This is a genomic window from Paraburkholderia terricola (genome assembly GCF_003330825.1).
Lineage (GTDB): Bacteria > Pseudomonadota > Gammaproteobacteria > Burkholderiales > Burkholderiaceae > Paraburkholderia > Paraburkholderia terricola.
Genome location: NZ_CP024941.1, coordinates 3,833,270 through 3,856,157 on the forward strand (window position 1 = coordinate 3,833,270; position 22,888 = coordinate 3,856,157).

Below are 22,888 nucleotides of genomic sequence, written 5' to 3' on the forward strand. Positions count from 1 at the left end.
CATGGCGAAACACTTTCCGATCAAGACGCTCATCGGCCTCGCTCAGGACGATGTCGACGCCGCCGCGCAGCGGCTCGGCCGCGCGCAGCGCGAGCGCAACGACGTGGAGGCGCAGCTCGACGCGCTGGTGCAGTACCGCGACGAATATCACGCGCGCTTCACCGCGACCGCGCAGACGGGCATGCCCGCCGGCAACATGCGCAATTTCCAGGCGTTCATCGACACGCTCGACGCCGCCATCGAACAGCAGCGCAACCTGCTGGTGACGGCCAACGCGCGCGTCGAGGCCGCCAAGCCCGACTGGCAGCGTCAGAAGCAGAAGCTCGGCTCCTATGAAGTGCTGCAGGCGCGCGGTGAAGCCGCCGAAGCGAAAACCACGGCGCGGCGCGATCAGCGCGACGCCGACGAACACGCCGCCCGAATTCTGAGGATGCGCGCCGAAGGCGCATGACGCACGCGCGCCGCCTCGACTACTGAACACACCGTTTGACGGATTGACAGGATTTCCTATGTCGCTTCTCTCACAGATCGGCTCACCGATCGGATCGCTGCGCGGCCCCGCCGGCAGCTCGTCCGCCAGCGCGGCCAACAAGGCCGCGAGCGCGAGCGCCGCCATGCCGTTCGCGCAAAGCTTGCAGCAAAGCATCGACTTGCAGAACAACGCCGCCGCGCGGAGCGCGAGCCAGCAGCAGGCTTCGTCGTCGGCTTCCGCGTCGTCGGGATCGTCGTCGAGCGTGCATGACGCGCCGCCGCCGCCCGATGCTTCGACGCCCGATGCGGACGACGTGAGCAGCGGCAAGGACGATAGCGACGCGACGAAAACGGCGGCGTCCGATTCGTCGTCAGCCGACGCAGCCCAGCAGGCCGCGCCCGAGAAGAGCGCCGCCACGCCGCCGAAGTCCGGCGATACGAGCAGCCGGACCGACGCCGGCACCGCGGCGGCGGCTTCCGCCGCGCAGGCGCAGGCTCAGGCCGACGCGAACGCCGCTGCGCCGGTAACGGCCGCGCCCGCCACGGCCACGACCGATGTCGCCACCACGTTGGCCGGCTCGGCCACGGACGCCACGAGCGTCGGCGCGCCGGGCAAGAAAACCGCCGCCACCGATCCGAAGTCGGCGCAGGACGCGTTGCAGGCGGCGCTTGCCGCGCTGGCCAACGGCCAGGGCGTGGTCCCGCAGCAGGCGTTGGCGAGCGGCGCGGCGGCGAACGCGGCGACGGCGGCAAGCGGCCAGGCCGGCGCAACCGGAAAAGCGAGCGGATCGGCGGACGACAAGGCGCTTGCGGCGGGCCTGTTCGGCGACGGCAAGGGGGCGAAGAACGCCAAAAGCGCGCTGACGTCGGCGGCGACGACCGTGGCCGACCCGTCCGCGGCGACGAAGGCGGCGGCCGACTCGCTGACGGCGAGCGCTGCCGGCGGCGGGCAAGCTGGCGATCCGGGGTCTTTCAAGGCGGCGGCCGATGCGGCGACGGCGGCGCTGGCCGCCACCCAGGCCGCGGCGAGCGCCGCGAGCACGACGGCGGCCGTCCAGACGACGGGTAACGCGGGCGCGGCGCAAGCGGCGAATGCGTTGGCGCCGCAGGTGGGCACGGCCGACTGGGACGAGGCGTTGAGTCAGAAGGTGGTGTTTCTGTCGAATGCGCATTCGCAGAGTGCCGAACTCACGTTGAATCCGAAGGATCTCGGGCCGTTGCAGGTGGTGTTGCAGGTGGCCGATAACCATGCGCATGCGTTGTTTGTTTCGCAGCACCAGCAGGTTCGGGAAGCCGTCGAGGCGGCGTTGCCGAAGTTGCGGGAGGCGATGGAGGCCAATGGGATCGGGCTTGGCAGCGCTAGTGTCAGTGATGGGTTTGCCCGGCAGGGCGGGCAGCAGCAGAGTGCTGATTCTGGGCGGTCAGGTGGGCGTGGTGGTCGGGGTTCGTTTGCCGGCGGCGCTGAGTCTGGGGCCGTGGGGACGGTGGGTGATATCGCCGTTCGGCGGAAGGTGGGGTTGGTGGATACTTTTGTTTGATGGATTGGGCTGCTCGGCGGGGTTTGGGTTTGGTTTGGTTTGCTCCTGGATTTGTTGGCCTTTGCTTGATTTGTTAGTGGTCTATTGGCGTTGCCCCTGTGCGGGGCAATGCTCTCAACTTAAGCCCCGCTGCATCAAGCGAGTTTGTACGCGAGATGGAAGTGGGGCTTGGCTTTTCTGGGTGGTCTTGGATAGGAGCGTGAGGGCTGTATCCGGCATCGGGTCTGGTGGATCATTTCCAGCACACCGGCGAGGCCGTCCAGACAGCGCTGGATGCGCAGAAGACACGCGCCGAGGATGGGCTTGAGTGCGCCCAGTGCATACACCCGGTTAGGACGGCTGGCATGTCTGTCGTCGTGCGGCGCATCGAGATCGCTGAGCAGTGTGCACAGGTTGTCGGCGAGGATTTTTGCGCCGAAGTCCTGCTGTAACGCCAGGTAATCGAGGCCTGTGACGGCTTCCAGCCGCAGCCGGTGCTTGAGTCGTTTGAATGCTTCCTCGACCCGCCAGCGCTGGTGATAGAGCGCGCCGAACGATGCCGCCGGATAACGCCCGCCATCGAGCAGCGAGGTCATCAGCACACGCACGCGACCGCCCGGCGTGACGTCGCGGATCAGGCGCACAGTCGTGGGCGTACGCGCCAGTTCATAGGCGCGGGCATCCGGTTCGCTGGGCGCTTCCAGTGTCACCACATGCTCGGCTTTACCGCTGCGGGTAAAGGCGCTGACGCATTTCCAGTTACGCGCATCGACGCGCATGCAGAACGGGATTTCGCGCTGTGCGAGCGCCGCCACCATCGCGTTGCCGATATAGCCGCGATCGAGCAGCAGCAGGTCGGTATGCGGTTGCAGTACATCGAGGGCTTCGAACAGCATCTGCCGCTCGCCGCCGTCGGCGGGATGAAGTGCAGCGTGCAGGGTCAGTTCGGAACCCGGCAGGAACAGCGCAAACGCGTAGTGATCGGCGCGCAGTTCATGGCCGCGACGCGTGCCCACACGCAGGCGGCTACCGTCAGCGGCGACCAGCCTCAGGCCGTGCCAGCGCATCGAATCGATATGGGGTTGGGCCAGCGAGATCAGGCGGGCGCGGGCCAGTTCGAACAGTTCGGCAGACACTCCCCGTCGCGCCTTGCTGAAGGCCTGTGCGCTGACAGCGCGGGTGCGCCCGCCGCTGCTTCCCAGTGCGCCGAATAGCGCGTCAAGTTCGGCCTGCACACTGGCGCACATGCCGGACATCATCAGCGCGGCCATGCGCGGCAAGGTCAGTGTGCGATTGCGGGTAAAGGCAGTGGGAGAACGACGCACGCGATCGGCGAGCGCCGGATCGAGCAGGAAATCGGAGAACTCAGCCAGAAGCCGCGAGGACGCTGGTATTTGAGTTCATATCGTTGATTTATCAGTGAGTTATGCGATGAAGTTTACAGGGGCAATGCCTCGTTTACAAGCTCTTTGAGGCTTAAGTTGAGAGCATTGCTGTGCGGGGCGGCACCTACTTTCTTTGCCGCCGCAAAGAAAGTAGGCAAAGAAAGCGGCTCACACCGCCAGCTTTGAAGCGGGTCCCCTGGCTTGGAGGGGGCAGTGGTGCATCTGGAATCCGTGCCCTCGCACATTCGACGCCCGTGACAAGGCAGTCATTCTTCCGGCGGCGCTGCGCGCGCCGTCGCGGTGCTTCATTAAACCGCTCCTACGGTTCGGGCGCCCGGCATCGTTGCCGCGCAAAGCGCTGCGTTCCCGTCACGGCGCGAGATCCCATTTCGGCGGGGCCGGCCGATGGTCCAGTGCCGCACTTCCAAACCCGTGGGGCGCCCCGGCGCGCCGCCGACGCGAAGCAGAGGGCCCCACCGCACACAAACGAAGCCATCGGTTTTCGCGTAGCCGCTTCGGACGACGGAACCCGCCGCTTTTCATGCAACCCCTTCCGGCAACCGAAACCGCAGGTTTTGAAGCAGCCTCTTCCGGCGACTGAAACCGCAGGTTTTGAAGCGGTCCCTTCCGACGATCGAGCCCGCCGTTTTTCATGCGCCCCCTCCGGCGACTGAAACCGCAGGTTTCGAACGGCTTCTCCCGCGGACCGAACCCACCGCTTTTCATGCCCCCTCCGGCGACCAAACCCGCGGGTTTTGAAGCAGACCCTTCCGGCGAGCACGCAGTGCGAGGCGGGAAGTATGACGGCCTTGTCACGAGCGTCGAATGTGCGAGGGCACGGATTCCAGATGCACCACTGCCCCCTCCAAGCCAGGGGACCCGCTTCAAAGCTGGCGGTGTGAGCCGCTTTCTTTGCCTACTTTCTTTGCGGCGGCAAAGAAAGTAGGTGTGTAGTGGTCAAGCAAACCTGGACACCCCAAAGGCGAATTTTTAAAAAAGTGAAGCTTCGCACCGTGCCGGTGGCAGACCGCCTGCCGCCGAATGGATGCGCCTGTAGTTATAAAAGTTGTCGATGTAGGCCCCGATGTCGCGCTCGGCCTGCGCGTGATCCGGGTACCCTTTCTCGTCGATCCACTCGTTCTTCAGGCTTCTGAAGAACCGTTCAACCGGCGCGTTATCCCAGCAGTTTCCCTTTCTGCTCATACTCTGAATGATGCCGTTTGCCTTCAGTTCGTTCACGAAATGCGCGCTGGTGTACTGGGCGGAGTGGAACATCAGGCCGGGCGGCGGGCGTCGATGCTCGCGCGCCTTTTGCAAGGCCCGGATAACCAGAACCGTATCCGGCAACAGCGCGAACGCCCAGCCGACGATACGGCGCGAATACAGGTCCATCACGATCGCCAGATAGGACCAGCCCTGAAGCGTTCTCACGTACGTAATGTCGCCCGCCCACACCTGATTGATCGCCGGCGGCTGGAACCGGCGCTCAAGCAGGTTGGGCGCCACCAGCGCTTCACCGTCAGCCCTGCGGTAACGGTGCGTTCGTCGTCGCGTCACGGCCAGTTGCGCCTCACGCATCAACGACCGCGCGCGGTAGCGTCCGATCGCATGGCCCTGGTGCTGTAACGCCTGAGCCATCCTGCGGCTGCCATAGCTGCCGCGGCTTTCGTTGTGAATTTCACGCACGGCCCTGAGCAGGGCCGGCGAAGCCGCAGCCCTGGCGGGCCGCCGCGCGGCAAAGGTGTAGTAGCTGCTTCGCGGCACCTTCAGCAACCGGCACATCACGCTGACTGGCCAGGCCTTCTTCAGCGAACGGATCACCTCGAGGAGCGATCCAGTTCCTTGACGAAGAAGGCCGTGGACTTTTTTAGTATCTCGCGCTCCCTTTCGAGCTCGGTCACGCGTGCCTCCAGCTCCCGGATACGTCGCTGGTCGGCCTTGAACTGCACCTCGGTGCGCGGAGGCTCAGCCTGCTCGGCCCGCCATTGCGCCACCCACCGCCGCAACGCGGTATCGCCAACGCCCAGCGCCTCGCAGGCCCTGGCAAATGAATAGCCCTGCGCGACAACCAGCTGCACCGCTTCGGCCCTGAATTCGTCGGTTATGTTCCGTCTGCTCATTTCTCACCTCGGTTGGAGATTATCCCCTTTAGAGGTGTCCAGAGTCATTGGACCACTACAGTGCCGCCCCGCACAGGGGCAACGCTAATAGACCACTAAGCCAGCAAGGAAAGGCCAAAAAATCCAGGACCAAACCAACCGAACCAACCGAACCAAACCCCCAAACAAAAACCCGCGCCGCCAGGCGCCGAAAGCCAAAAACAAGAGATAGCCCGCATTAACCCTTCTTTTCGACCCATCGCGCCGCAGGCAAATCAACAACAATCACCATCACCAGCACTAACGGCAAGCAACCGCAAACCTCATGGCATCCACGACCGCAAACCAGCAAGCCGCGCCCGCATCGCCGGGCCCGTTGAAGCGCATCATCCTGATCGTCCTCATCGCGATCATCGCCGCGGGCGCAGCCGGCGCGGGGGTGTGGTTCTTCATGTCCAAACGCGCCCCGGCCGGCAACCCGGCTCAAGCCGCGCCCGCCCCGGCTCCGGCGCCGATCTTCTTCCCGCTCGAATCGATGACCGTCAATCTGCAATCGGACGACGGCCAGCAGCACTTCCTGCGCATCGGCCTGACGCTCAAGCTCACCGACGCGAAAACCCAGCAGGAACTCACCGAACACATGCCGGAAGTGCGCAGCCGTCTCCTGCTCGCGCTGTCGAACAAGCACCCCGACGAACTCGCGCCGCTCGAAGGCAAGCACGCGCTCGCCGCCGAACTGAAGACGCTGGTCGAACAGCCGACCGATAAAGGCGCCGCGCCGATGCACGTCCAGGACGTGCTGTTCACCGAATTCGTCGTGCAGTGACGTCCCCAGTGACGTTGTCTAGCGCCGCCATCATCAACCGCCACGGGACGCACGAGGAATAAGCAATGGGCCACGAAGAGTTCATGTCCCAGGAGGAGGTCGATGCCCTCCTCAAGGGCGTAACCGGCGAGTCCGATTCGGAAGCCGAGCAAAGCGATCGTCCGGGCGTCCGCCCGTACAACATCGCGACGCAGGAACGCATCGTCCGCGGCCGGATGCCCGGCCTCGAAATCATCAACGACCGCTTCGCGCGTCTGTTGCGCGTCGGCATCTTCAACTTCATGCGGCGCTCGGCGGAAATCTCCGTCGGCCCGGTGAAGGTGCAGAAGTACAGCGAGTTCACCCGCAACCTGCCGATCCCGACCAACCTGAACCTGGTCCACATCAAGCCGTTGCGCGGCACGTCGCTGTTCGTGTTCGACCCGGATCTGGTGTTCTTCGTGGTCGACAACCTGTTCGGCGGCGACGGGCGCTTTCATACCCGCGTCGAAGGCCGCGATTTCACGCAGACCGAGCAGCGCATCATCATGAAGCTGCTCAACCTGACGTTCGAGCATTACGCGGCGTCGTGGAAGAGCGTGCGTCCGCTGCAGTTCGAATACATGCGCTCGGAGATGCACACGCAGTTCGCCAACGTCGCGACGCCGAACGAAATCGTCATCGTCACGCAGTTCACGATCGAGTTCGGCTCGACGGGCGGCACGCTGCACATCTGCATGCCGTATTCGATGATCGAACCGATCCGCGACATTCTCTCGTCGCCGATCCAGGGCGAGGCGCTCGAAGTCGACCGCCGCTGGGTCCGCGTGCTGTCGCAGCAGGTGCAGGCGGCGGAAGTGGAACTGACCGCGGATCTCGCGCAGATGCCGGTCACGTTCGAACAGATCCTGAACATGCGCAAGGGCGATGTTCTGCCGATCAACATTCCCGAACACATCACGGCCAAGGTCGATGGGGTGCCGGTCATGGAATGCGGCTACGGAATTTTCAATGGTCAGTACGCGCTGCGGGTCCAGAAGATGATCAGCGCAGCCGACACGATGAAGGAAGGTGGATATGAGTGACCTGAACGCAAAGCCCGAGACTGAAGCGGTCAGCGCCGAGGACGAAACGGCGATGGCGGACTGGGCCAGCGCGCTGGCCGAGCAGAACGACAACACGGAAGTCGACGCGACCACGGCCGGCGTGTTCCAGCCGCTGTCGAAAGTCGAGCCGACCTCGACGCGCAACGACATCGACATGATCCTGGACATTCCCGTTCAGATGACCGTCGAGCTCGGCCGCACCAAGATCGCGATCCGCAACCTGCTGCAACTCGCACAAGGTTCGGTGGTGGAACTGGACGGCATGGCGGGCGAGCCGATGGACGTGCTCGTCAACGGCTGTCTGATCGCACAGGGTGAAGTGGTGGTGGTGAACGACAAGTTCGGTATTCGTCTGACCGACATCATCACGCCGTCCGAACGCATCCGGAAGTTGAATCGATGAAACGCGTGGTCCGTCGCGCCGTGTTCGCGGCGAACGTGGCAGCCGCCTCGGCGCTCACGTTCGCACTGGCAACGGCGCCGCTCGCCGCGCAAGCGGCCGACATGAACGCGGTCAACAACGCCGCGAAAATGGCCTCGGGCGTCGGCGCGGGCACGGCTGTGCCGGCGCTCGGCGTCGGCGCGGTGTTGCAAACGATCGTCGGCCTGCTGGTGGTGATCGGTCTGGTGTTCGGCTGCGCGTGGCTCGCGCGCCGCTTCGGCTTGCAGCCGGCGAACCGCGGCGGCCTCGTGAAGACGATCGGCGGCGCCTCGCTCGGCGGCAAGGAACGCGTCGCGGTGGTCGAGATCGGCGATACGTGGCTGGTGCTCGGCACGGCGCCGGGCAACGTGCGTCTTTTGCATACGATGCCGGCGGGCTCGGCCACGGCCGATGCGGCCGGCGGCACGCCAACCGGCGAGTCGGGTGGACCTGGCATCGCCGCAGCGCGCGCGGCGTTGCCGGGCACCTTCGGTCAACGCTTTCGCGACGCCTTGAAAGGCGAAGTCGGCAAACGTTTCAACGGGCAAGGCGGCGGAGTTCGGTAATGCAGTTCAGTCTTCAATCAGCGCGTGAAGCGTCAACCTCGGTGTCACGCCCGGTGCGATCCATCGGTCTCTCCCGCGCCGCCTCCACCGTGCTTGCGGTATTGCGCCGTGTCGCGCCCGTGGCGCTGCCGGCCCTGATGCTCGCGCTGCCGGCGCTGTCGTTCGCGCAAACCGCCGGCTTGCCGGCCTTCAACACGAGCCCCGGCCCGAACGGCGGCACGACCTACTCGCTGAGCGTGCAGACGATGCTGCTGCTCACGATGCTGTCGTTCCTGCCGGCCATGGTGTTGATGATGACGAGCTTCACGCGCATCATCATCGTGTTGTCGCTGCTGCGCCAGGCGCTCGGCACGAGCACCACGCCGCCGAACCAGGTGCTGGTCGGCCTCGCGATGTTCCTCACGCTGTTCGTCATGTCGCCGGTGCTCGACAAGGCCTATACCGACGGCTACAAGCCGTTCTCCGAAGGCTCGATGCCGATGGAGCAGGCGGTCAACCGCGGCCTCGCGCCGTTCAAGACCTTCATGCTGCGTCAGACCCGCGAAAGCGATCTCGCGCTGTTCGCCCGCATCTCGCATGCCGCGCCGATGCAAGGCCCCGAAGACGTGCCGCTGTCGCTGCTGGTGCCCTCGTTCGTGACGAGCGAGCTGAAAACCGGCTTCCAGATCGGCTTCACGATCTTCATTCCGTTTCTCATCATCGACATGGTGGTGGCGAGCGTGCTGATGTCGATGGGCATGATGATGGTGTCGCCCGCCACGATTTCGCTGCCGTTCAAGCTGATGCTGTTCGTGCTGGTCGACGGCTGGCAGTTGCTGCTCGGCTCGCTTGCGCAGAGCTTCGTTTAAGCGCCGCGCGCCACGTTACCCGAGCGCGCCTCCTCACCTTTCAACGCTTCAGGTCGAATCGCCATGAATCAGGAATCCGTCATGACGCTCGCGCACCAGGCCATGTATGTCGGCCTGCTGCTCGCCGCGCCGCTCTTGCTGGTCGCGCTGGTGGTCGGTCTGGTGGTGAGCCTGTTCCAGGCCGCCACGCAGATCAACGAAAGCACGCTGTCGTTCATTCCGAAGCTGCTGGCGATCGCCGTCACGATGGTGATCGCCGGGCCGTGGATGTTGACGACCATGCTCGACTATCTGCGCCAGACGCTCACCAACATCCCGACGCTCGTCAACTGAGCGCCGCGCCGGTCCTTAACCTGCTCCGCCCACCCTCGCCGCCGCCATGTTTTCCGTCACCTACGCGCAACTGAACGCCTGGCTCACCGCGTTCCTGTGGCCGTTCGTGCGGATTCTCGCGCTGGTCGCGACCGCGCCGGTGTTCGGCAACCGCTCGCTGCCGATGCGCGTGAAGATCGGTCTCGCGGCCTTCGTCACGATCATCGTGGCGCCCACGCTCGGCGCGCTGCCGCAGGTCACGGTGTTTTCCGCGGAAGGCGTGTGGATCATCGTCAACCAGTTCCTGATCGGCATCGCGCTCGGCGTGACGATGCAGATCGTCTTTCAGGCGATCAGCGCGACCGGCGATTTCGTCGGCCTCGGCATGGGCCTCGGCTTTGCGACCTTCTTCGACGCGCAGGCGAGCAGTTCGAGCCAGGTGCTGTCGAGCTACATGAACACCATCGCGATGCTGGTGTTTCTGGTGATCGACGGTCATCTGCAAATGATCGGCGCGCTGCTCGCCACGTTCCAGTCAGTGCCGGTAGCGGCCAACATCCTCGGCGCATCCGGCTGGCGCACGCTGGCGAATTTCGGCGGCACGGTGTTTTCGGCGGGCCTGCTGCTGTCGCTGCCGGTGGTCGCCGCGCTCCTCATCACCAATCTTTCGCTCGGCATTCTGAACCGCGCCGCGCCGCAAATCGGCGTGTTCCAGATCGGCTTTCCGCTGACCATGCTGATCGGCATGCTGCTGTTGCAATTGATGATCCCGAACATGATTCCGTTCTTCACGCGCCTTTTCGACGTCGGCATCGATCAGATGGGCCGCGTGGCGGCGGGCTTCAGGTAGCGAAGCTTTCCGCAGCCACCGCAAAAGGAAAAGGGCGGATCCGGCTTGCACCGGCTCCGCCCTTCTTCGTTCCCGCGTGTTAGCTCAGGTACTGGAACAGCGACATGTTCTGGATCTTCACGAAAGCCTGCTGCGCCGCTTGCAGCGCGTTCTGCGTCAGCGTGTACTTGCCGACCGTCTTGACCAGGTCGGTTTGCGTCAGGTCGGAAAGGTTGCTCGCGGTTTGCAGCGTGTTGGTCTGCGTGACGCTCTGCAATGCCTTCACCTCCTGCTCGCGACCGCCCACCGCGGCCTGCGCGGTCACGACGTTGTTCATCGTGTTCTCGAGCTGGGTCATGCTGGTGGTCAGCGCGCTCTGGAAGCTCGCCGTCGAGGCGCCGCCCGACACCGGCGTTTGCAGCGTGGCGATCAACTGGCTCAGATTGGCGAACACGTCCATGCTGCCTTGCGTGGCGGGCGTCACGCTAAAGCTGTCGCCCGCGTTCGGCGCGCCGGTGAGCGTCACCGACTGGCCGCCGAGCGCGATCGCCGAGCCGGCCGTGTACGTCTGCGGCGTGCCGGTCGTGACCGCGCCGGTGGCCGGATCGGTCGCGCTGATCGTGTAGGTGGTCGCCGACGAAAAGTTGATCTGATACTTGTCGGCGTTGGCCGGATTCGTCGGATTGGTCAGGCTCACGCTGCTGATGACGCCGGTGCCGGTATTGCCGGTGGTCGCGGCCGGCACCGCGCTGGTGCCGATCGGCGCGACGCTGCCGAAGATCGAGAGCCCGTTGTCGCCGGTCTGAACGAGGTGCGAGTCGGTGACCTGCACGACTGGCGTGCCGGTGTCGCCCGAATACGTCACCACGCCGGCCGCATTCGTGGTGTACGGCTGCGCGCTGCTTTGATAGCCGGCGAACAGGTAGTTGCCCTGCGGGTCGGTCGAATTGGCGAGCGTCATCAACTGGCTGCGCAAGCTCTGCAATTGCGTCGCGATCGCGCCGCGGTCGCCGTCGTTCAGCGACCCGTCGCCGGCGCGCAGCACCAGCGTGTGAACGGTTTGCAGCACGGTGTTGACGTCGCCGAGCGTGGTGTCTTCCTGCTGCAGCGACGCCAGCGCCGCGGTCTGGTTGGTCGTGAACTGCGCGAGCGTGGTGGCCGTCGAACTCAACTGCACGGCCTGGGCCGCGCCGAGCGGATTGTCGGACGGCGTCGAGAGGCTGACGCCGCTCGAAATCTGCGCGTACAACTGCGACAACTGAGCTTGCTGGTCGCTCATCGTCGCGACGTTCATGCTGAAGTACTGCGTGCTGGAGATGCGCATGTTCAACGCCTCACTGGAAGATGCCGAGCAACGTCTGGAACAGGGTCTGCGCGGTCTGAATGACCTTGCTGTTGGCCTGATAGAGCTGCTGATACTGAAGCAGGTTGGCTGCTTCCTCGTTGATGTTCACGCCCGAGACGGACTGCTGCGCGGTGGTGATCTGCGTCACCAGCGAAGCCTGCGCCGTGCTCGAGGTCTGGAGCTGGTTGGTCTGGTTGCCGATCTGGTTCACGTAGTTCGCATACGCGCCCGTCAGCGTGACCGTGCCGCCCGCCAACGCCTTCGCGGTGGACAGGTTCGACAGCGCGAGCGCGTTGCGCCCGTCGTTGGTCGCGCCGGTGTTCGGGCCGATGGTGAACTTGTCGCCGGCAGCGGGCGCGCCGCTGATCGTCACCGAGACGTTGTTCATCTGGCCGGCGGTCGTATTGTTGATCGTCAGCGTCGCGCCGGTGGCGGACGAATACGGCACCACGGTCGTCGCGCTGGTGATCGGATAGGTGGTCGCGGGCGAGCCCGCCACCGTCACCGTCGAACCCGCCGGGAAGCCGGACAGGCCCGTGCCGTCGTATGACAGCGTGGTGGTCGAATTCGGCATGGTGTAGCCGGCCGTTACGGTGCCTTGCGTGATCGTGCCGGTGCCCGTGTTGGTCGACGCGGCCGCGCCCAGCACCGGCGCGGCCGCGGCGATCGCGGCGGCGTCGGTGGTCGCGGTGGCGAAGCTGTTCAGCGCGCCGCGCGTCGGCTCGACCGTGAACGAGTCGCCGGGATTCATCGTGCCGGTGGTCGAGAAATTCAGACCGTTGATCGGCTGGCTCAGGTTGGTCGCCGAGCCCACCACCGTGCCGCTCGAATTGTCGGTCAGCGTGTAGGTGGTGCCGTTGAAGGCCAGCGTGTAGTCGCCGGTGGTCGGCTGCGTGGGATCGGCGAACGACACGTTCAGCGACGCGTTGCCGGTGTTCTGCGTGTTCGCGTAGACGGTCGGGCCGCCCACCGAAAACAGCGCGCCGCCCTTGGCGCCGGCGAGCGTGATGCCGAGCGCGTTCTGCGCGTTGACCTGCGACGCGAAGCTCACCGCGATCGCGCCGAGTTGCGCCTCGCCCGGATCGAGCGTCTGGCTGCGAAACGCGACCAGACCGCCGAGCGTGCCGCCTTCGATCTTGCTGTCGGGCAAATTCTGCGGCACGGCGGCCGGATTCGCGCCCGCCTGGCCGAGGTACTGCACGGACAATTCGCTGCTGTCGCCGGTCGACTGCGCCGTGCCCAGGTTGTAGCTGTTGCCGGACGACACGAGCGGCTGGCCGTTGCTCATGAACACGCTATAGCTGCCGTTGCTGTTGACGACGTTCACGCCGATCAGTTGCGACAGATTCGACACGGCGAGGTCGCGCTGATCGAGTAGCTGGTTCGGCGGCTGTCCTTGCGTGCTGGCCGCCTGGATCTGCCCATTGAGTTGAGCGATCTGCTCCGAGTAGCTGTTGATCTGCGAAACGGTGTTGGACAGTTGCGTGTTGACGCTCTGGCGCAGCGCGTCGTACTGCTCGCCGGCGGCGTTGATCTGGTTCGCAAGCGTCTGCGCGCCGCTCATCGCCGTCTGACGGGTAGCGAGACTCGACGCGTTGTTCGAGACGTTCTGCAAGCCGGTGAAATAGCCGGTGATCGCGCTCGCAATCCCGGACGTCGGGCTGCCGATCAGATTGTTCAACTGCGAGATCAGCGTGTTGTAGGTCGACAGCGAACTGCTCGAACTCTGCGCGTTGTTCAGCTCGGTGGTCAGATACTGGCTGTACTGGCGCGTCACGGTGACGGTCGAGACGCCCTGCGGCAGATAGCCGGAACCCGTGTACTGGCCGCCGCTTTCCGCGTAGACCGGCGTTTCGATGCTATAGCCCGGCGTCGACGCGTTGCTGATGTTCTGGCCGGTCGTCGTAAGTCCCCATTGGGCTGCGTTCAGTCCGCTGAGGCCGAGATTGATGAGATTGGACATGCGTCATCCTGAAGGGCGACAGCGTACACATGCCGCCGCGTTACTTGAACTTACTGTTTAACGGCCCCGGTAAGGAAAAATTGAGGCCGTTGCGATGCGGGTTCGACGTTTGTTGCAACGTTTGCGAGGCGTGCTTCGCGAGACAGGTGCCGCGACGCTCGCGCCCATTCACCGCACCAGCGAGCGGCGCTTCATTTCGAGTTGGGTGATGAGCCGTTGCAGCGTGTTTTCGGCGCTGCCCGGCAGCGTCAGGAAACGGAAGCCGAGTTGATAGCGCTGGGTGCCGTTCGGCAGCGCGATGGAGCGGTGCGACACCAGTTGCAGATCGAGCAGAAGCCGGCCGAGCGCGCCGAACGACAGCTCGCAATCCTCGAGGTGCGTGCCCATCGGCAGTTCGGCCACGCGTTCGTCCGCGGTGCGCATGCCGACGCCGCCGAGCGACAGATCGTGTACTTCGAAGCGGAACGTGTCGCCCTCGGGCAAACGGCCGCTGCAGGTGTAGGGGTCGAGAATCGGTGCGTCGACGCGGAAATACTCGCGGCGCTGCACGTAGAACAGCACCTCGGGAAAGTCGGCCTCGAATGCGGGCAGGCCCTCGAAACGGGTCTCGCGCGGCGCGGCGGTGACGAATTCCATCCGCACGCCGTCGGGCGCGGCGTGGAACTGGCAGTGCGGCGCGGCGAGCAAGCCCCTGTTCTGCTCCGGCAATGCGCCCCAGTCGAAGGTGAAGGTGCGCCCGCGCACGTCCACATCGAGCAGGCGCGTGACGAGCTGGCCGCCGGCGTATTGAACGGTGAGGAAGTCGCCGCGATTGACGAGGTTGCGCAACTGAACGCCGATTTCGAGCGGGTTGCGACGGCCGAAATCATTCGCACTGTCGTCTAGCGGGGCGTGCGGCTGGCCGGGTGCGTCGGTATGGCCGTTCGACTGGTTAGTATCCATGGGCTTGCCGGTGTGCATGTTCTTGCGGGCGCGTGCCAGGGCTCCTGCCGGGGCTTTCGCGCGGTCTTCGTCGAAGCCGCGGCACGCGCGTTCAACCGGACTTTAAAGCGTATTCCGGTCTCGGGTCTAACTGATTAGCGGCAGCATGCGCCCAAAATTTAGGGGCGTGTCATGAATTATTTGCCGCAAACGTTAAAACCGCGCCAGCCGCCACGCGGCCGGACCGGGCCATCGCATCAGCGGCGCTTCAGGCCATCTTCTGCATGATGGACATCAGCTTTTTCGCGTAATGCGGATCGGTTGCGTAACCCGCGCGCTGCATGCCGTGCGCAAAGCCGCTGACGTCATGCGACGAGTTGATCACCTGCGCGTAACGCGGATTGCTCTTGAGCAGATTCGCGTAGTCGGTCATCGCTTCCTGATACGAATCGTACGCGCGGAATTTCTCGACCACGCGTTGCGGCTTGCCGTTCACGTACTCGGTGGTCAGGGTGGAGACGGTCTTGCCGGCCCAGTCTTTCGACGCCTTGATGCCGAACACGTTGTGGCTGGTCGAACCGTCCGCCTTCTTGATCTCGCTCTTGCCCCAGCCCGATTCGAGCGCGGCCTGGCCGATGATGAAGCGCGCCGGAATGCCCGTGGCGGCGCTCGCGGCTTGCGCCGGTCCGGCGAGCTTGTCGACGAAGGCGTCGACCTTCGGCGAGCTGCCGTCGCCCTTGAGCGGCGGCGTGAGCGCGTTGTTGGCCGAGTAGCCCTTGCCCGTCGCGAGCTGGCCGTTGGCCTGCGCGTTGCCGTAAGCCTTGGCGAGCGCGTTGAGCGCCGCGGTCTGCCCTTCGTCGCCGCCGCTGCCGCCGCCGAGCGCGTTCGCCATGCCGGCGAGACCGCCCGCGCCGCCCGCACCATTCGCGGCATTCGCGCCGCTCACCTGCATGCCCTGATTGCGCATCAACTGCTTGAGCATCGCGTCGGCGACGCCGATACCCTTCTGCGAAAGATGCTGCGACAACTGCTGGTCCATCATCGACGTGAAGGTGGCGCTGTCGTGCGAATCGAACGGGCCGTCGTTGGGCGTCGCGTCGCGCATGCTTTTGAGCATCATCTGCGTGAACACCGCGTCGAACTGCTGCGCGGCCATCTTCATGCCGGCTTGCGGCGACGCCTTGGCCTGCGCGCTCAGCTTCGCGAAGCCTTGCACGTCGAGCGCGAAGCGCTGCGTCAGATCGTTCGCCGAAGCGGCGGAGTGGGTCGTATCCGAATTCATCCTGTGTCTTCCTTAGATGATTTCCAGGTCGGCGCGCAGAGCGCCCGCCGCTTTCATGGCCTGCAGGATCGACATCAGATCCGCGGGCGTCGCGCCCAACGCGTTGAGCGCCTTCACCACTTCGGCGAGGTTCGCGCCGGCGGTCACCAGCTTCAATGCGCCGTTGTCCTGCTTCATCTGAATCTGCGACTGTTTCGCCACCACCGTCTGGCCGTTCGAGAACGCGCCCGGCTGGCTCACCACCGGCTGGGTGTTGATCACCACCGAGAGGTTGCCGTGCGCGACCGCGCAGCTTTGCAGCGTGACCATCTGGTTCATCACGATCGAGCCGGTGCGCGCGTTCAGGATCACCTTCGCGGCGGCTTGCGCGGGCTTCACGTCGAGGTTCTGCAATTGCGCCATGAAGGCGACCTGCTGTTCGGGATCGCTCGGCGCGCGCAACTGGATCGTGCGGCCGTCGAGCGCGGACGCCGTGCCGCCGCCGAAGGCGTTGTTGACCGCCGCCACCACGCGCTGGGTGGTGTCGTAGTCCATGTCGTTCAGTTCGAGCTGCATGGTGCCCGCTTGCGATACCGAGGTCGGCACCGCGCGCTCGACGATCGCGCCGCCGGCGATGCGGCCCGCGGCCAGCGTGTTCACCTGCACCTTGCTGCCGTTCGCGCTCGCGCCCGCGCCGCCGACCGCGAGGTTGCCCTGGCCGAGCGCATACACCTGGCCGTCGGCGCCCTTGAGCGGCGTGAGCAGCAGCGTGCCGCCGCGCAGGCTCTTGGCGTTGCCGAGCGAGGACACCGTCACGTCGATCGCCTCGCCGGGACGCGCGAACGGCGGCAGCACCGCCGTCACCATCACCGCGGCGACGTTCTTCAACTGGATGTTCGACAACGACGATTGCGAATTGCTCGAGCCCGCCGCCTGGTTGTTGATCGAGATGCCGAGGTTCGCCAGCATGTTGGCGAGCGTCTGCGTGGTGAACGGCGTCTGCGTGGTCTGGTCGCCCGTGCCGTCGAGGCCGACGACGAGGCCGTAGCCGATCAGCGGGTTGTCGCGCACGCCCTGGATCTGCACGAGGTCCTTCAGACGTTCGGCATGCGCGGACGTCGCCGCCGGCAGCGCCGCGCAGGCGAGCGCGACGAAGGCCAGAGCACGGCCGACGTGGCCGAGGTGGCCGAGGCGCATGGACCGCGCGAGGCGGGAGACGGAAAAGACGGTACGCATGATCACCACGGCGACACGTTGAGGAAGAAGCGTTGCAGCCAGCCCATGTTCTGCGCCTCGTCGAGATAGCCCTTCGCGGAATATTCGATCTTCGCGTCGGCCACCTGGGTCGAGTACACGGCGTTCAGGTTCGAAATCGTGTTCGGATTGACGATGCCGGAAAAGCGCACGAATTCGTTGCCCTGGTTGATGAGCATCTGCTTCTCGCCGCTCACCATCAGATTGCCGTTCGGCAGCACGCCCGTCACCGTCACGGTGATCGTGCCGTTGAACGTGTTCGACGCGTTCGCGCCGCCGGTCGCCTTGAAGGTGTTGCCGCCGGTCGCGCTCAGGTTGACCTTGCCGAACAGGCCGCCGAGAAAACCGGCGGTCGGCACGTCGAAGTTGGTGTCGCCGCTGCGGTTCGCGCCGGTGCCCGAGGACTTCGTCGCGTTGACGTTTTCCTGGATCACGATGGTCAGGATGTCGCCGACATTGCGCGGACGCTGGTCTTCGAACAGCGGCCGGCCCGCGTAACCGGGGTTGTAGATCGAGCCCGGCGATTGCATCGCGGGCGGCATCGGCGGCAGCGCCGTCATCGGCTGCTGCGTGATGGGCTGCTTCGGCACGAGGCCGCAGCCGCCCAGCGCGGCGAGCAGCGTGAGCTGCGCGAGCGCGAGCGCGGTGCGCGAATGAACCGGGTTACGCGTGAAATGCGGAGTGAAGTGCGACATGCTGATTACCGCCTGTGCTTGCTGCTGTTAATTCCCAGTTCCTCAAACCTGCATCTGGCTGAGCGTCTGCAGCATCTGGTCGGACGTGGTCACGGCCTTGCTGTTGATTTCGTAGGCGCGCTGCGTCTGGATCATGTTCACCAGTTCCTGCACCACGTTCACGTTCGAGGCTTCCACGTAGCCCTGATTCAGCGTGCCCGCGCCGTTCAGGCCCGGTTGCGCGATGTTCGGCGCGCCCGACGAGGCGGTTTCCGCGAACAGGTTTTCGCCCTTCGCATCCAGACCGGCCGGGTTGATGAAGGTCGCGAGCTGCATGGAGCCGAGCTGCTGGCTGTTGGTCGAGCCGGCCACGGTGATCGACACCACGCCGTCGCTGCCGATCGTGACCGAGGTCGCGTTGGTCGGAATCGTGATGGCCGGAATCACCTGGTAGCCGCTCGACGTGACGAGCTGGCCCTGCGCGTTGGTCTGGAACGAGCCGTCGCGGGTGTAGGCGGTCGTGCCGTCGGGCATCTGCACCTGGAAAAAGCCCTGGCCGTTGATGGCCACGTCTTTCGAGTTGCCGGTCTGCTGCAGGTTGCCCTGGGTGTACAGACGCTCGGTGGCGACCTGTTGCACGCCGGTGCCGAGCTGAATGCCGGACGGCAGTTCGGTTTGCTGCGTCGAGTTCGCGCCGGGCTGGCGCACGGTCTGGTACAGCAGATCCTCGAACACCGCGCGCGAGCCCTTGAAGCCGTTGGTGCTGACGTTCGCGAGGTTGTTCGAGATCACGTCCATCTGCGCCTGCTGCGCATTCATGCCGGTGGCGGCGATATAGAGTGAGCGATTCATGATTCTTCTCCGGGGGCTGCCTGAGCAACCCGTTAGCTAAAGCTGAGCAACTGGTTGGCGGACTGGTCGTTCTTGTCGGCGCTTTCCAGCAGCTTGGTCTGCATCTGGAACTGGCGCGCGTTGGTGATCATCGCGACCATCGCGCTGACCGGATTCACGTTGCTGCCCTCGAGCGACGCGGGCGCCAGCGCGACGGCCGGATCGGCGTCGGCGGGGTTGCCGTCGGCGGTGCGAAAGAGGCCGTCGTCGCCGCGCGAGAGCGTCTGCGGATCGGGATTCACCAGCTTCAACTGATCGACCACCACCACGGCGGTGGGCGGATCGCCGGGCGTGAGCGCGGTGACGGAGCCGTCCTTGCCGATGGTGATTTCCGCGCCGGGCGGCACCGAGATCGGGCCGCCGTTGCCGAGCACCACCTGATTGATGGCGTTCACCAGTTGACCGTTTTCGTCGACGTGCAGGTTGCCGGCGCGCGTATAAGCCTCGCCGCCGTCGGCGGTCTGCACCGCCAGCCAGCCCGGACCCTGGATCGCCACGTCGAGCGGATTGCCCGTCTGCTGGATCGGCCCCGGCGTGTAGTCCGCGCCCGGTGTCGACGACAGCACGAAGGTGCGCGTGGTGTCGTCGTTGATCGAACTGCCGTCGCCGAACGACATCGGCACGGCACGGAAAGTCGCAAGCTGCGCGCGAAAGCCGGTGGTCGAGGCGTTCGCCAGGTTGTTCGCGACGATGGCCTGCTGTTCGAGCGCTTGCGTGCTGCCGGACATCGCGGTGTAGATCAGCCGATCCATGATGAGTGGGTCCCGGTCGCTTACAGGTTGATCAGGGTCTGGTCGACGGTCTGCTGGGTCTTGATCGTCTGCGCGTTCGCCTGATAGTTGCGTTGCGCGGTGATCAGATCCACCAGTTCGCTGGTCAGATCGACGTTCGAGTTTTCCACCGCGCCGCCTTGCAGCACGCCGTGGTTGGTCGAGCCCGGCGCGGAAATCTGCGCGACGCCCGACGCGGAGGTCTGCTGGAACTCGTTGTTGCCGAGGTTCACGAGGCCGTTCTGGTTCGAGAAGTTCGCGAGCGCAATCTGCCCGAGCGCGGCGGTTTGCTGGTTCGAGTAGTTGCCGGTCAGCGTGCCGTCGGCGGCGATCGTGAAGCTGGTCAGCGTGCCGGCCGCGTAGCCGTCGGGCTGCAGCGAGTTCACGCCGTTCTTGCCGCCGTACTGCGTCGTGCCGGAGATGTTCAGCGTGAGGCTTTGCGGCGTCGCCGAACCGTCGGTGTTCGGAATCGAGAAGTCGAACACGTAGGGCGTGGTGGTGGCGGTGCCGGACGCGTCGGTCGTGCCGAGCAGCGTGCCCGACGAATTGAAGTTCGCGTGGCCGACCAGGCTCGCGGCGCCGGTCGAGGTGCCCGCGTACACGTTCCACGTGCCCGCCGAGGTCTTGGCGAAATACATGTTGACGGTCTGCGAGCCGCCGAGCGTGTCGTAGACCGTCGTGCTGGTCGAGTAGTTATACGTCGACGAGCTGTTCTGGTTGAACGCCACCGGGGTCGGCGCGATCGTGTAGCTGTCGCTCGCCGCCGGCACGCCGTTGAACGTGATGGTCTGGCCGTTGCCCAGCGAGATCGCGCTGCCGGCCGTGTACGTGGCGGCGGCGCTCGTCGTGCCGAGCGTGGTGTCGGTGACCGTGTAGGTGGTCGGGCTCGTGAAGTTGACGGTGTACGTGTCGTTGTTCGTGCCCGACGCGGTGTTCGTGATGGTCGCGCCAGGCGTGGTGAGCGTGCCGGTGTTGGTGCCGCCGGCCGTCACGGTCGGCGTGCCGAGCATCAGCGGGTCCTGCGCGTTCAGGTTCAGGCCGGCGGCGATGTTGGTGGTCGCTTTCGGTGCGATGTTCGCGGTCGGCACGCTGAGCGGCACGGTCTGCGCGGTGTTGATGATGCCCGCGCTGTTGGCGGCGTAACCCATCAACTGCAAGCCTTGCGCATTGGTGATGAAGCCGTTCTTGTCGAGCTGGAACACGCCGTTGCGCGAGTACACGAGCGAGCCGTTGTTCGACAACTGGAAGAAGCCGTTGCCGTTGATCGCGACGTTGAGCGCCTGGTTGGTGCTCGTGATCGTGCCTTGCGAGAACTGTTGCTGCACTTCCGACAGCTTGGTGCCGATGCCGACCTGATTGCCGACCGCGGTCGCCACCGAATTGGCGTACATGTCCGCGAACTGGGCGGTGCCGCTCTTGAAGCCAACCGTATTCGCGTTGGCGATGTTGTTGCCGATCACGTCGAGATCGCTCGACGAGGCGGACAAACCACTCAAACCTTGTTGGTAACCCATGACGGTCTCCGTATCTGGAAAGTCGTAACTAACTGAACTTGAATCAGAGGATCGCGGCGACGCTGGTCAGCCCCACCGTCGTGCCGTTCGACAGCACGAGGCCAGGCGTGCCGCTGCTCTGCGTGACGACGCTTTGCACGGTCGCGCCCGAGAGCGTGGTGGCCGTCGCCTGCTGGCCGTTGATCGTGCCGACCGCGCTGATCGTGTAGGTGCCGTCGGGGAGCGTGTTGCCGGCGGAGTCGGTCGGCGTCCAGCCCACCGGAATCGTGCCGGCCGACTGCTTGCCGAGGTCGAGCGTGTTGACGATCTGGCCGGCGGAGTTCTTCACCACCACCTGCAGATCGCTCACCGGGTTGGCGAGCTGCACGCCGAACGCGCTGGCCTTGCCGCTCGCGACGCTCACCGAGCTGCCCGGCGCGAGCACGGTCGAGCCGATCAGCAGCGCGGCTTGCGACTGCTGGCCCGCGGAAAGCTGCGTCGCCAGCGAGCTGAGCGTCGTGTTCAACTGGCCGATGCCCGAGACCGTGTTGATCTGCGCGAGTTGCGAGGTCATCTGCGAGCTGTCCATCGGACTCGTCGGGTCCTGGTTCTTCAACTGCGTGACGAGCAGTTGCAGAAAGGTATTCTGCAAATCGCTCGCCGAGGTGCCCGAGGTGCCCGTCGTCGAGCTCGTCGAACTGCTGGCACTGCCCGTGCCGTTCATCGTATCGAGCAGCGTCTGCGACACGTTCGTGCCGTTGCTGCCGATGGAGGTATTGGTGGTCAAGGAGCTCTCCTCAGGTTCCGATCGTGAGCGTTTTCAGCATCAACGTCTTGGCGGTGTTCAGGGTCTCGACGTTGGCCTGGTACGAGCGCGACGCCGAGATCATGTTGACCATTTCCTGCACCGGATCGACGTTGGGCAAGGTGACGTAGCCGTCCGCGTTGGCCGCCGGGTTGCCGGGGTCGTAGGCGGTCTTCATCGGCGTCGGATCGTCGACCACGCCGGTGACCTGCACGCCGCCGACCTGCTGGCCCGAGCCCGAGCGCGCGCCGCCGATCGGGCTCACCGCGAACACGACCTGCTTGGCCTTGTACGGCTGGCCGTCCGGGCCCGTCGTGCTGTCCGCGTTGGCGAGGTTGGACGCCGTCACGTTGAGCCGTTGCGACTGCGCGGACATCGCGGAGCCGGCAACGCCGAAAATATTCATCAGGGATGGCATGGTTGCTGACCTCTCCTTAAATCCCGTAGCGATTGTTTTTTGCCCGGTTGCCGCGGCGGCACGAGTCGTCTCGCCGCCGCGTTACATCCGCGCGTTGAATCTGCCGATGCGGATCACGAACCCGACTGGATCGCGGCCAGCATCGTCTTGATCTGGCTCGACAACACCGTCATGCCCGATTCGAAATGCAGCGTGTTGTCCGCGAACTGCACCCGCTCGGTGTCGATGTCGACCGTGTTGCCGTCGAGCGCGGGCTGCGTCGGAATGCGGTATTGCAGCTTGCTGTAGTCGTCGGGCGTGCCGCCGCTCGGCGCGAGCGTCGTCTTGCCGGACATGTGGCCCGGCGTGGTCGCCGCCATCGACATGCCGCCCGTCACGCCTGCGGGCTGCGCCATCGCGAGCGTCGAATGGTTCGACGCGGCCACGCCGGCGCCGCCGCCGGTTTTCTTCAGCGCGCCGGCGAGCGACGTGGCGAAGTCGACGTCGCGCGCCTTGTAGCCGGGGGTATCGGCGTTGGCGATGTTCGACGACAGCAGTTCCTGCCGGTAAGCGCGCACATCGAGCGCTTCACGGCCAAAGGCGAATTCGGCATCGAGTTTGTCCAGCATAAGCATCTCCGGAGTACGTTCCCGAGGCTTCCCGTGCATGCCTCGCGTGAGGACTGCATCAGGCGGGAAGACCTTTTTGCATGAGGTGCATCTTATGGGCCGAACGCAAGCGGCAATCGGACGAAT

General features: G+C 65.1%; 23 protein-coding genes. 9 read left to right on the forward strand and 14 right to left on the reverse strand.

What is annotated here, in order from left to right; translation table 11 throughout:
* Position 1: 1 nt before the first annotated feature.
* Together fliJ and CUJ90_RS17335 are read left to right on the forward strand one after the other, a co-directional pair.
* Positions 2 to 451, forward strand: a complete 450-nt coding sequence (fliJ, locus tag CUJ90_RS17330) for a flagellar export protein FliJ (RefSeq protein ID WP_073427752.1) — start codon at positions 2 to 4, stop codon at positions 449 to 451.
* Between the two features lie 58 nt (positions 452 to 509).
* Positions 510 to 2,009: a flagellar hook-length control protein FliK gene (locus tag CUJ90_RS17335; protein ID WP_073427753.1), complete on the forward strand. Its 1,500-nt coding sequence runs from the start codon at positions 510 to 512 to the stop codon at positions 2,007 to 2,009.
* 134 nt (positions 2,010 to 2,143) lie between these two features.
* Here the strand turns inward: CUJ90_RS17335 and CUJ90_RS17340 are convergent, their stop codons facing one another.
* Positions 2,144 to 3,313 carry an IS4 family transposase gene (locus CUJ90_RS17340; protein ID WP_244143167.1) on the reverse strand — a complete coding sequence of 390 codons (1,170 nt, stop codon included), beginning with the start codon at positions 3,311 to 3,313 and terminating at the stop codon, positions 2,144 to 2,146.
* Positions 3,314 to 4,363: 1,050 nt separating this feature from the next.
* Positions 4,364 to 5,493 (reverse strand): IS3 family transposase gene (locus CUJ90_RS17345; protein ID WP_244219936.1). Its coding sequence is split into 2 segments (ribosomal slippage): positions 4,364 to 5,235 and positions 5,235 to 5,493, totalling 1,131 coding nucleotides; the frame shifts between segments, so codons are not numbered across the junction.
* Positions 5,494 to 5,797: 304 nt separating this feature from the next.
* On the opposite strand from CUJ90_RS17345, the gene fliL reads away from it, so the two are divergent.
* The 7 genes from fliL (at position 5,798) to fliR (ending at position 10,380) form a co-directional block, all read left to right on the forward strand.
* Positions 5,798 to 6,298 carry a flagellar basal body-associated protein FliL gene (fliL, locus tag CUJ90_RS17350; RefSeq protein WP_073427754.1) on the forward strand — a complete coding sequence of 167 codons (501 nt, stop codon included), beginning with the start codon at positions 5,798 to 5,800 and terminating at the stop codon, positions 6,296 to 6,298.
* Positions 6,299 to 6,363: 65 nt separating this feature from the next.
* Positions 6,364 to 7,362 (forward strand): flagellar motor switch protein FliM, encoded by a 999-nt coding sequence (gene fliM, locus CUJ90_RS17355; protein WP_073427755.1) that lies wholly within the window; start codon positions 6,364 to 6,366, stop codon positions 7,360 to 7,362.
* The gene (fliN, locus tag CUJ90_RS17360) at positions 7,355 to 7,786 is read left to right on the forward strand and encodes a flagellar motor switch protein FliN (RefSeq protein WP_073427756.1); all 432 of its coding nucleotides are present in this window, start codon (positions 7,355 to 7,357) and stop codon (positions 7,784 to 7,786) included. The genes fliM and fliN overlap by 8 nt, the downstream gene beginning before the upstream one ends.
* Positions 7,783 to 8,370 carry a flagellar biosynthetic protein FliO gene (fliO, locus tag CUJ90_RS17365; protein ID WP_114163283.1) on the forward strand — a complete coding sequence of 196 codons (588 nt, stop codon included), beginning with the start codon at positions 7,783 to 7,785 and terminating at the stop codon, positions 8,368 to 8,370. The genes fliN and fliO overlap by 4 nt, the downstream gene beginning before the upstream one ends.
* A 137-nt stretch (positions 8,371 to 8,507) precedes the next feature.
* Positions 8,508 to 9,218 carry a flagellar type III secretion system pore protein FliP gene (gene fliP / locus CUJ90_RS17370; protein WP_374709863.1) on the forward strand — a complete coding sequence of 237 codons (711 nt, stop codon included), beginning with the start codon at positions 8,508 to 8,510 and terminating at the stop codon, positions 9,216 to 9,218.
* A 63-nt stretch (positions 9,219 to 9,281) separates the two neighbouring features.
* On the forward strand, positions 9,282 to 9,551 hold the full coding sequence (gene fliQ / locus CUJ90_RS17375; RefSeq protein ID WP_011490196.1) for a flagellar biosynthesis protein FliQ: 270 nt from the start codon (positions 9,282 to 9,284) through the stop codon (positions 9,549 to 9,551).
* A 46-nt stretch (positions 9,552 to 9,597) separates the two neighbouring features.
* Entirely contained in the window at positions 9,598 to 10,380 is a 783-nt protein-coding gene (gene fliR, locus CUJ90_RS17380) for a flagellar biosynthetic protein FliR (RefSeq protein WP_073427759.1), read from the forward strand.
* A 79-nt stretch (positions 10,381 to 10,459) separates the two neighbouring features.
* On the opposite strand, the gene flgL is transcribed toward fliR, so the two are convergent.
* The 12 genes from flgL to flgB form a co-directional block, all read right to left on the reverse strand.
* Positions 10,460 to 11,683 (reverse strand): flagellar hook-associated protein FlgL, encoded by a 1,224-nt coding sequence (flgL, locus tag CUJ90_RS17385; RefSeq protein ID WP_114163284.1) that lies wholly within the window; start codon positions 11,681 to 11,683, stop codon positions 10,460 to 10,462.
* Positions 11,684 to 11,693: 10 nt separating this feature from the next.
* Positions 11,694 to 13,667: a flagellar hook-associated protein FlgK gene (gene flgK, locus CUJ90_RS17390; RefSeq protein WP_073427761.1), complete on the reverse strand. Its 1,974-nt coding sequence runs from the start codon at positions 13,665 to 13,667 to the stop codon at positions 11,694 to 11,696.
* A gap of 168 nt (positions 13,668 to 13,835) precedes the next feature.
* Positions 13,836 to 14,609 (reverse strand): flagellar brake protein, encoded by a 774-nt coding sequence (locus CUJ90_RS17395; protein WP_176035754.1) that lies wholly within the window; start codon positions 14,607 to 14,609, stop codon positions 13,836 to 13,838.
* Positions 14,610 to 14,856: 247 nt separating this feature from the next.
* Positions 14,857 to 15,870 carry a flagellar assembly peptidoglycan hydrolase FlgJ gene (flgJ, locus tag CUJ90_RS17400; RefSeq protein WP_083085880.1) on the reverse strand — a complete coding sequence of 338 codons (1,014 nt, stop codon included), beginning with the start codon at positions 15,868 to 15,870 and terminating at the stop codon, positions 14,857 to 14,859.
* A gap of 12 nt (positions 15,871 to 15,882) precedes the next feature.
* Positions 15,883 to 17,085, reverse strand: a complete 1,203-nt coding sequence (locus CUJ90_RS17405; protein ID WP_422879691.1) for a flagellar basal body P-ring protein FlgI — start codon at positions 17,083 to 17,085, stop codon at positions 15,883 to 15,885.
* A gap of 2 nt (positions 17,086 to 17,087) precedes the next feature.
* Complete coding sequence (gene flgH, locus CUJ90_RS17410; RefSeq protein WP_073427764.1) at positions 17,088 to 17,798, reverse strand: flagellar basal body L-ring protein FlgH; 711 nt, start codon at positions 17,796 to 17,798, stop codon at positions 17,088 to 17,090.
* Positions 17,799 to 17,840: 42 nt separating this feature from the next.
* Positions 17,841 to 18,629: a flagellar basal-body rod protein FlgG gene (flgG, locus tag CUJ90_RS17415; RefSeq protein WP_073427765.1), complete on the reverse strand. Its 789-nt coding sequence runs from the start codon at positions 18,627 to 18,629 to the stop codon at positions 17,841 to 17,843.
* 32 nt (positions 18,630 to 18,661) lie between these two features.
* Positions 18,662 to 19,420, reverse strand: coding sequence for a flagellar basal-body rod protein FlgF (gene flgF, locus CUJ90_RS17420; RefSeq protein ID WP_073427766.1), 759 nt, complete (start codon positions 19,418 to 19,420; stop codon positions 18,662 to 18,664).
* A 20-nt stretch (positions 19,421 to 19,440) separates the two neighbouring features.
* Positions 19,441 to 20,952: a flagellar hook protein FlgE gene (locus tag CUJ90_RS17425; protein ID WP_114163286.1), complete on the reverse strand. Its 1,512-nt coding sequence runs from the start codon at positions 20,950 to 20,952 to the stop codon at positions 19,441 to 19,443.
* Between the two features lie 43 nt (positions 20,953 to 20,995).
* Entirely contained in the window at positions 20,996 to 21,718 is a 723-nt protein-coding gene (locus CUJ90_RS17430; protein ID WP_083085884.1) for a flagellar hook assembly protein FlgD, read from the reverse strand.
* A gap of 10 nt (positions 21,719 to 21,728) precedes the next feature.
* Positions 21,729 to 22,154, reverse strand: coding sequence for a flagellar basal body rod protein FlgC (gene flgC / locus CUJ90_RS17435; protein WP_073427769.1), 426 nt, complete (start codon positions 22,152 to 22,154; stop codon positions 21,729 to 21,731).
* Between the two features lie 113 nt (positions 22,155 to 22,267).
* A complete protein-coding gene (flgB, locus tag CUJ90_RS17440) occupies positions 22,268 to 22,762 on the reverse strand; it encodes a flagellar basal body rod protein FlgB (protein WP_114163287.1) in 495 nt (164 codons plus the stop codon).
* Positions 22,763 to 22,888 lie beyond the last annotated feature (126 nt).

Coding starts and splice junctions, on each gene's coding strand:
- fliJ (WP_073427752.1), top strand. CDS start 2: ATGGCGAAACACTTTCCGATCAAGACGCTCATCGGCCTCGCTCAGGAC.
- CUJ90_RS17335 (WP_073427753.1), top strand. CDS start 510: ATGTCGCTTCTCTCACAGATCGGCTCACCGATCGGATCGCTGCGCGGC.
- fliL (WP_073427754.1), top strand. CDS start 5,798: ATGGCATCCACGACCGCAAACCAGCAAGCCGCGCCCGCATCGCCGGGC.
- fliM (WP_073427755.1), top strand. CDS start 6,364: ATGGGCCACGAAGAGTTCATGTCCCAGGAGGAGGTCGATGCCCTCCTC.
- fliN (WP_073427756.1), top strand. CDS start 7,355: ATGAGTGACCTGAACGCAAAGCCCGAGACTGAAGCGGTCAGCGCCGAG.
- fliO (WP_114163283.1), top strand. CDS start 7,783: ATGAAACGCGTGGTCCGTCGCGCCGTGTTCGCGGCGAACGTGGCAGCC.
- fliP (WP_374709863.1), top strand. CDS start 8,508: ATGCTCGCGCTGCCGGCGCTGTCGTTCGCGCAAACCGCCGGCTTGCCG.
- fliQ (WP_011490196.1), top strand. CDS start 9,282: ATGAATCAGGAATCCGTCATGACGCTCGCGCACCAGGCCATGTATGTC.
- fliR (WP_073427759.1), top strand. CDS start 9,598: ATGTTTTCCGTCACCTACGCGCAACTGAACGCCTGGCTCACCGCGTTC.
- flgL (WP_114163284.1), bottom strand. CDS start 11,683: ATGCGCATCTCCAGCACGCAGTACTTCAGCATGAACGTCGCGACGATG.
- flgK (WP_073427761.1), bottom strand. CDS start 13,667: ATGTCCAATCTCATCAATCTCGGCCTCAGCGGACTGAACGCAGCCCAA.
- CUJ90_RS17395 (WP_176035754.1), bottom strand. CDS start 14,609: ATGGATACTAACCAGTCGAACGGCCATACCGACGCACCCGGCCAGCCG.
- flgJ (WP_083085880.1), bottom strand. CDS start 15,870: ATGAATTCGGATACGACCCACTCCGCCGCTTCGGCGAACGATCTGACG.
- CUJ90_RS17405 (WP_422879691.1), bottom strand. CDS start 17,085: ATGCGTACCGTCTTTTCCGTCTCCCGCCTCGCGCGGTCCATGCGCCTC.
- flgH (WP_073427764.1), bottom strand. CDS start 17,798: ATGTCGCACTTCACTCCGCATTTCACGCGTAACCCGGTTCATTCGCGC.
- flgG (WP_073427765.1), bottom strand. CDS start 18,629: ATGAATCGCTCACTCTATATCGCCGCCACCGGCATGAATGCGCAGCAG.
- flgF (WP_073427766.1), bottom strand. CDS start 19,420: ATGGATCGGCTGATCTACACCGCGATGTCCGGCAGCACGCAAGCGCTC.
- CUJ90_RS17425 (WP_114163286.1), bottom strand. CDS start 20,952: ATGGGTTACCAACAAGGTTTGAGTGGTTTGTCCGCCTCGTCGAGCGAT.
- flgC (WP_073427769.1), bottom strand. CDS start 22,154: ATGCCATCCCTGATGAATATTTTCGGCGTTGCCGGCTCCGCGATGTCC.
- flgB (WP_114163287.1), bottom strand. CDS start 22,762: ATGCTGGACAAACTCGATGCCGAATTCGCCTTTGGCCGTGAAGCGCTC.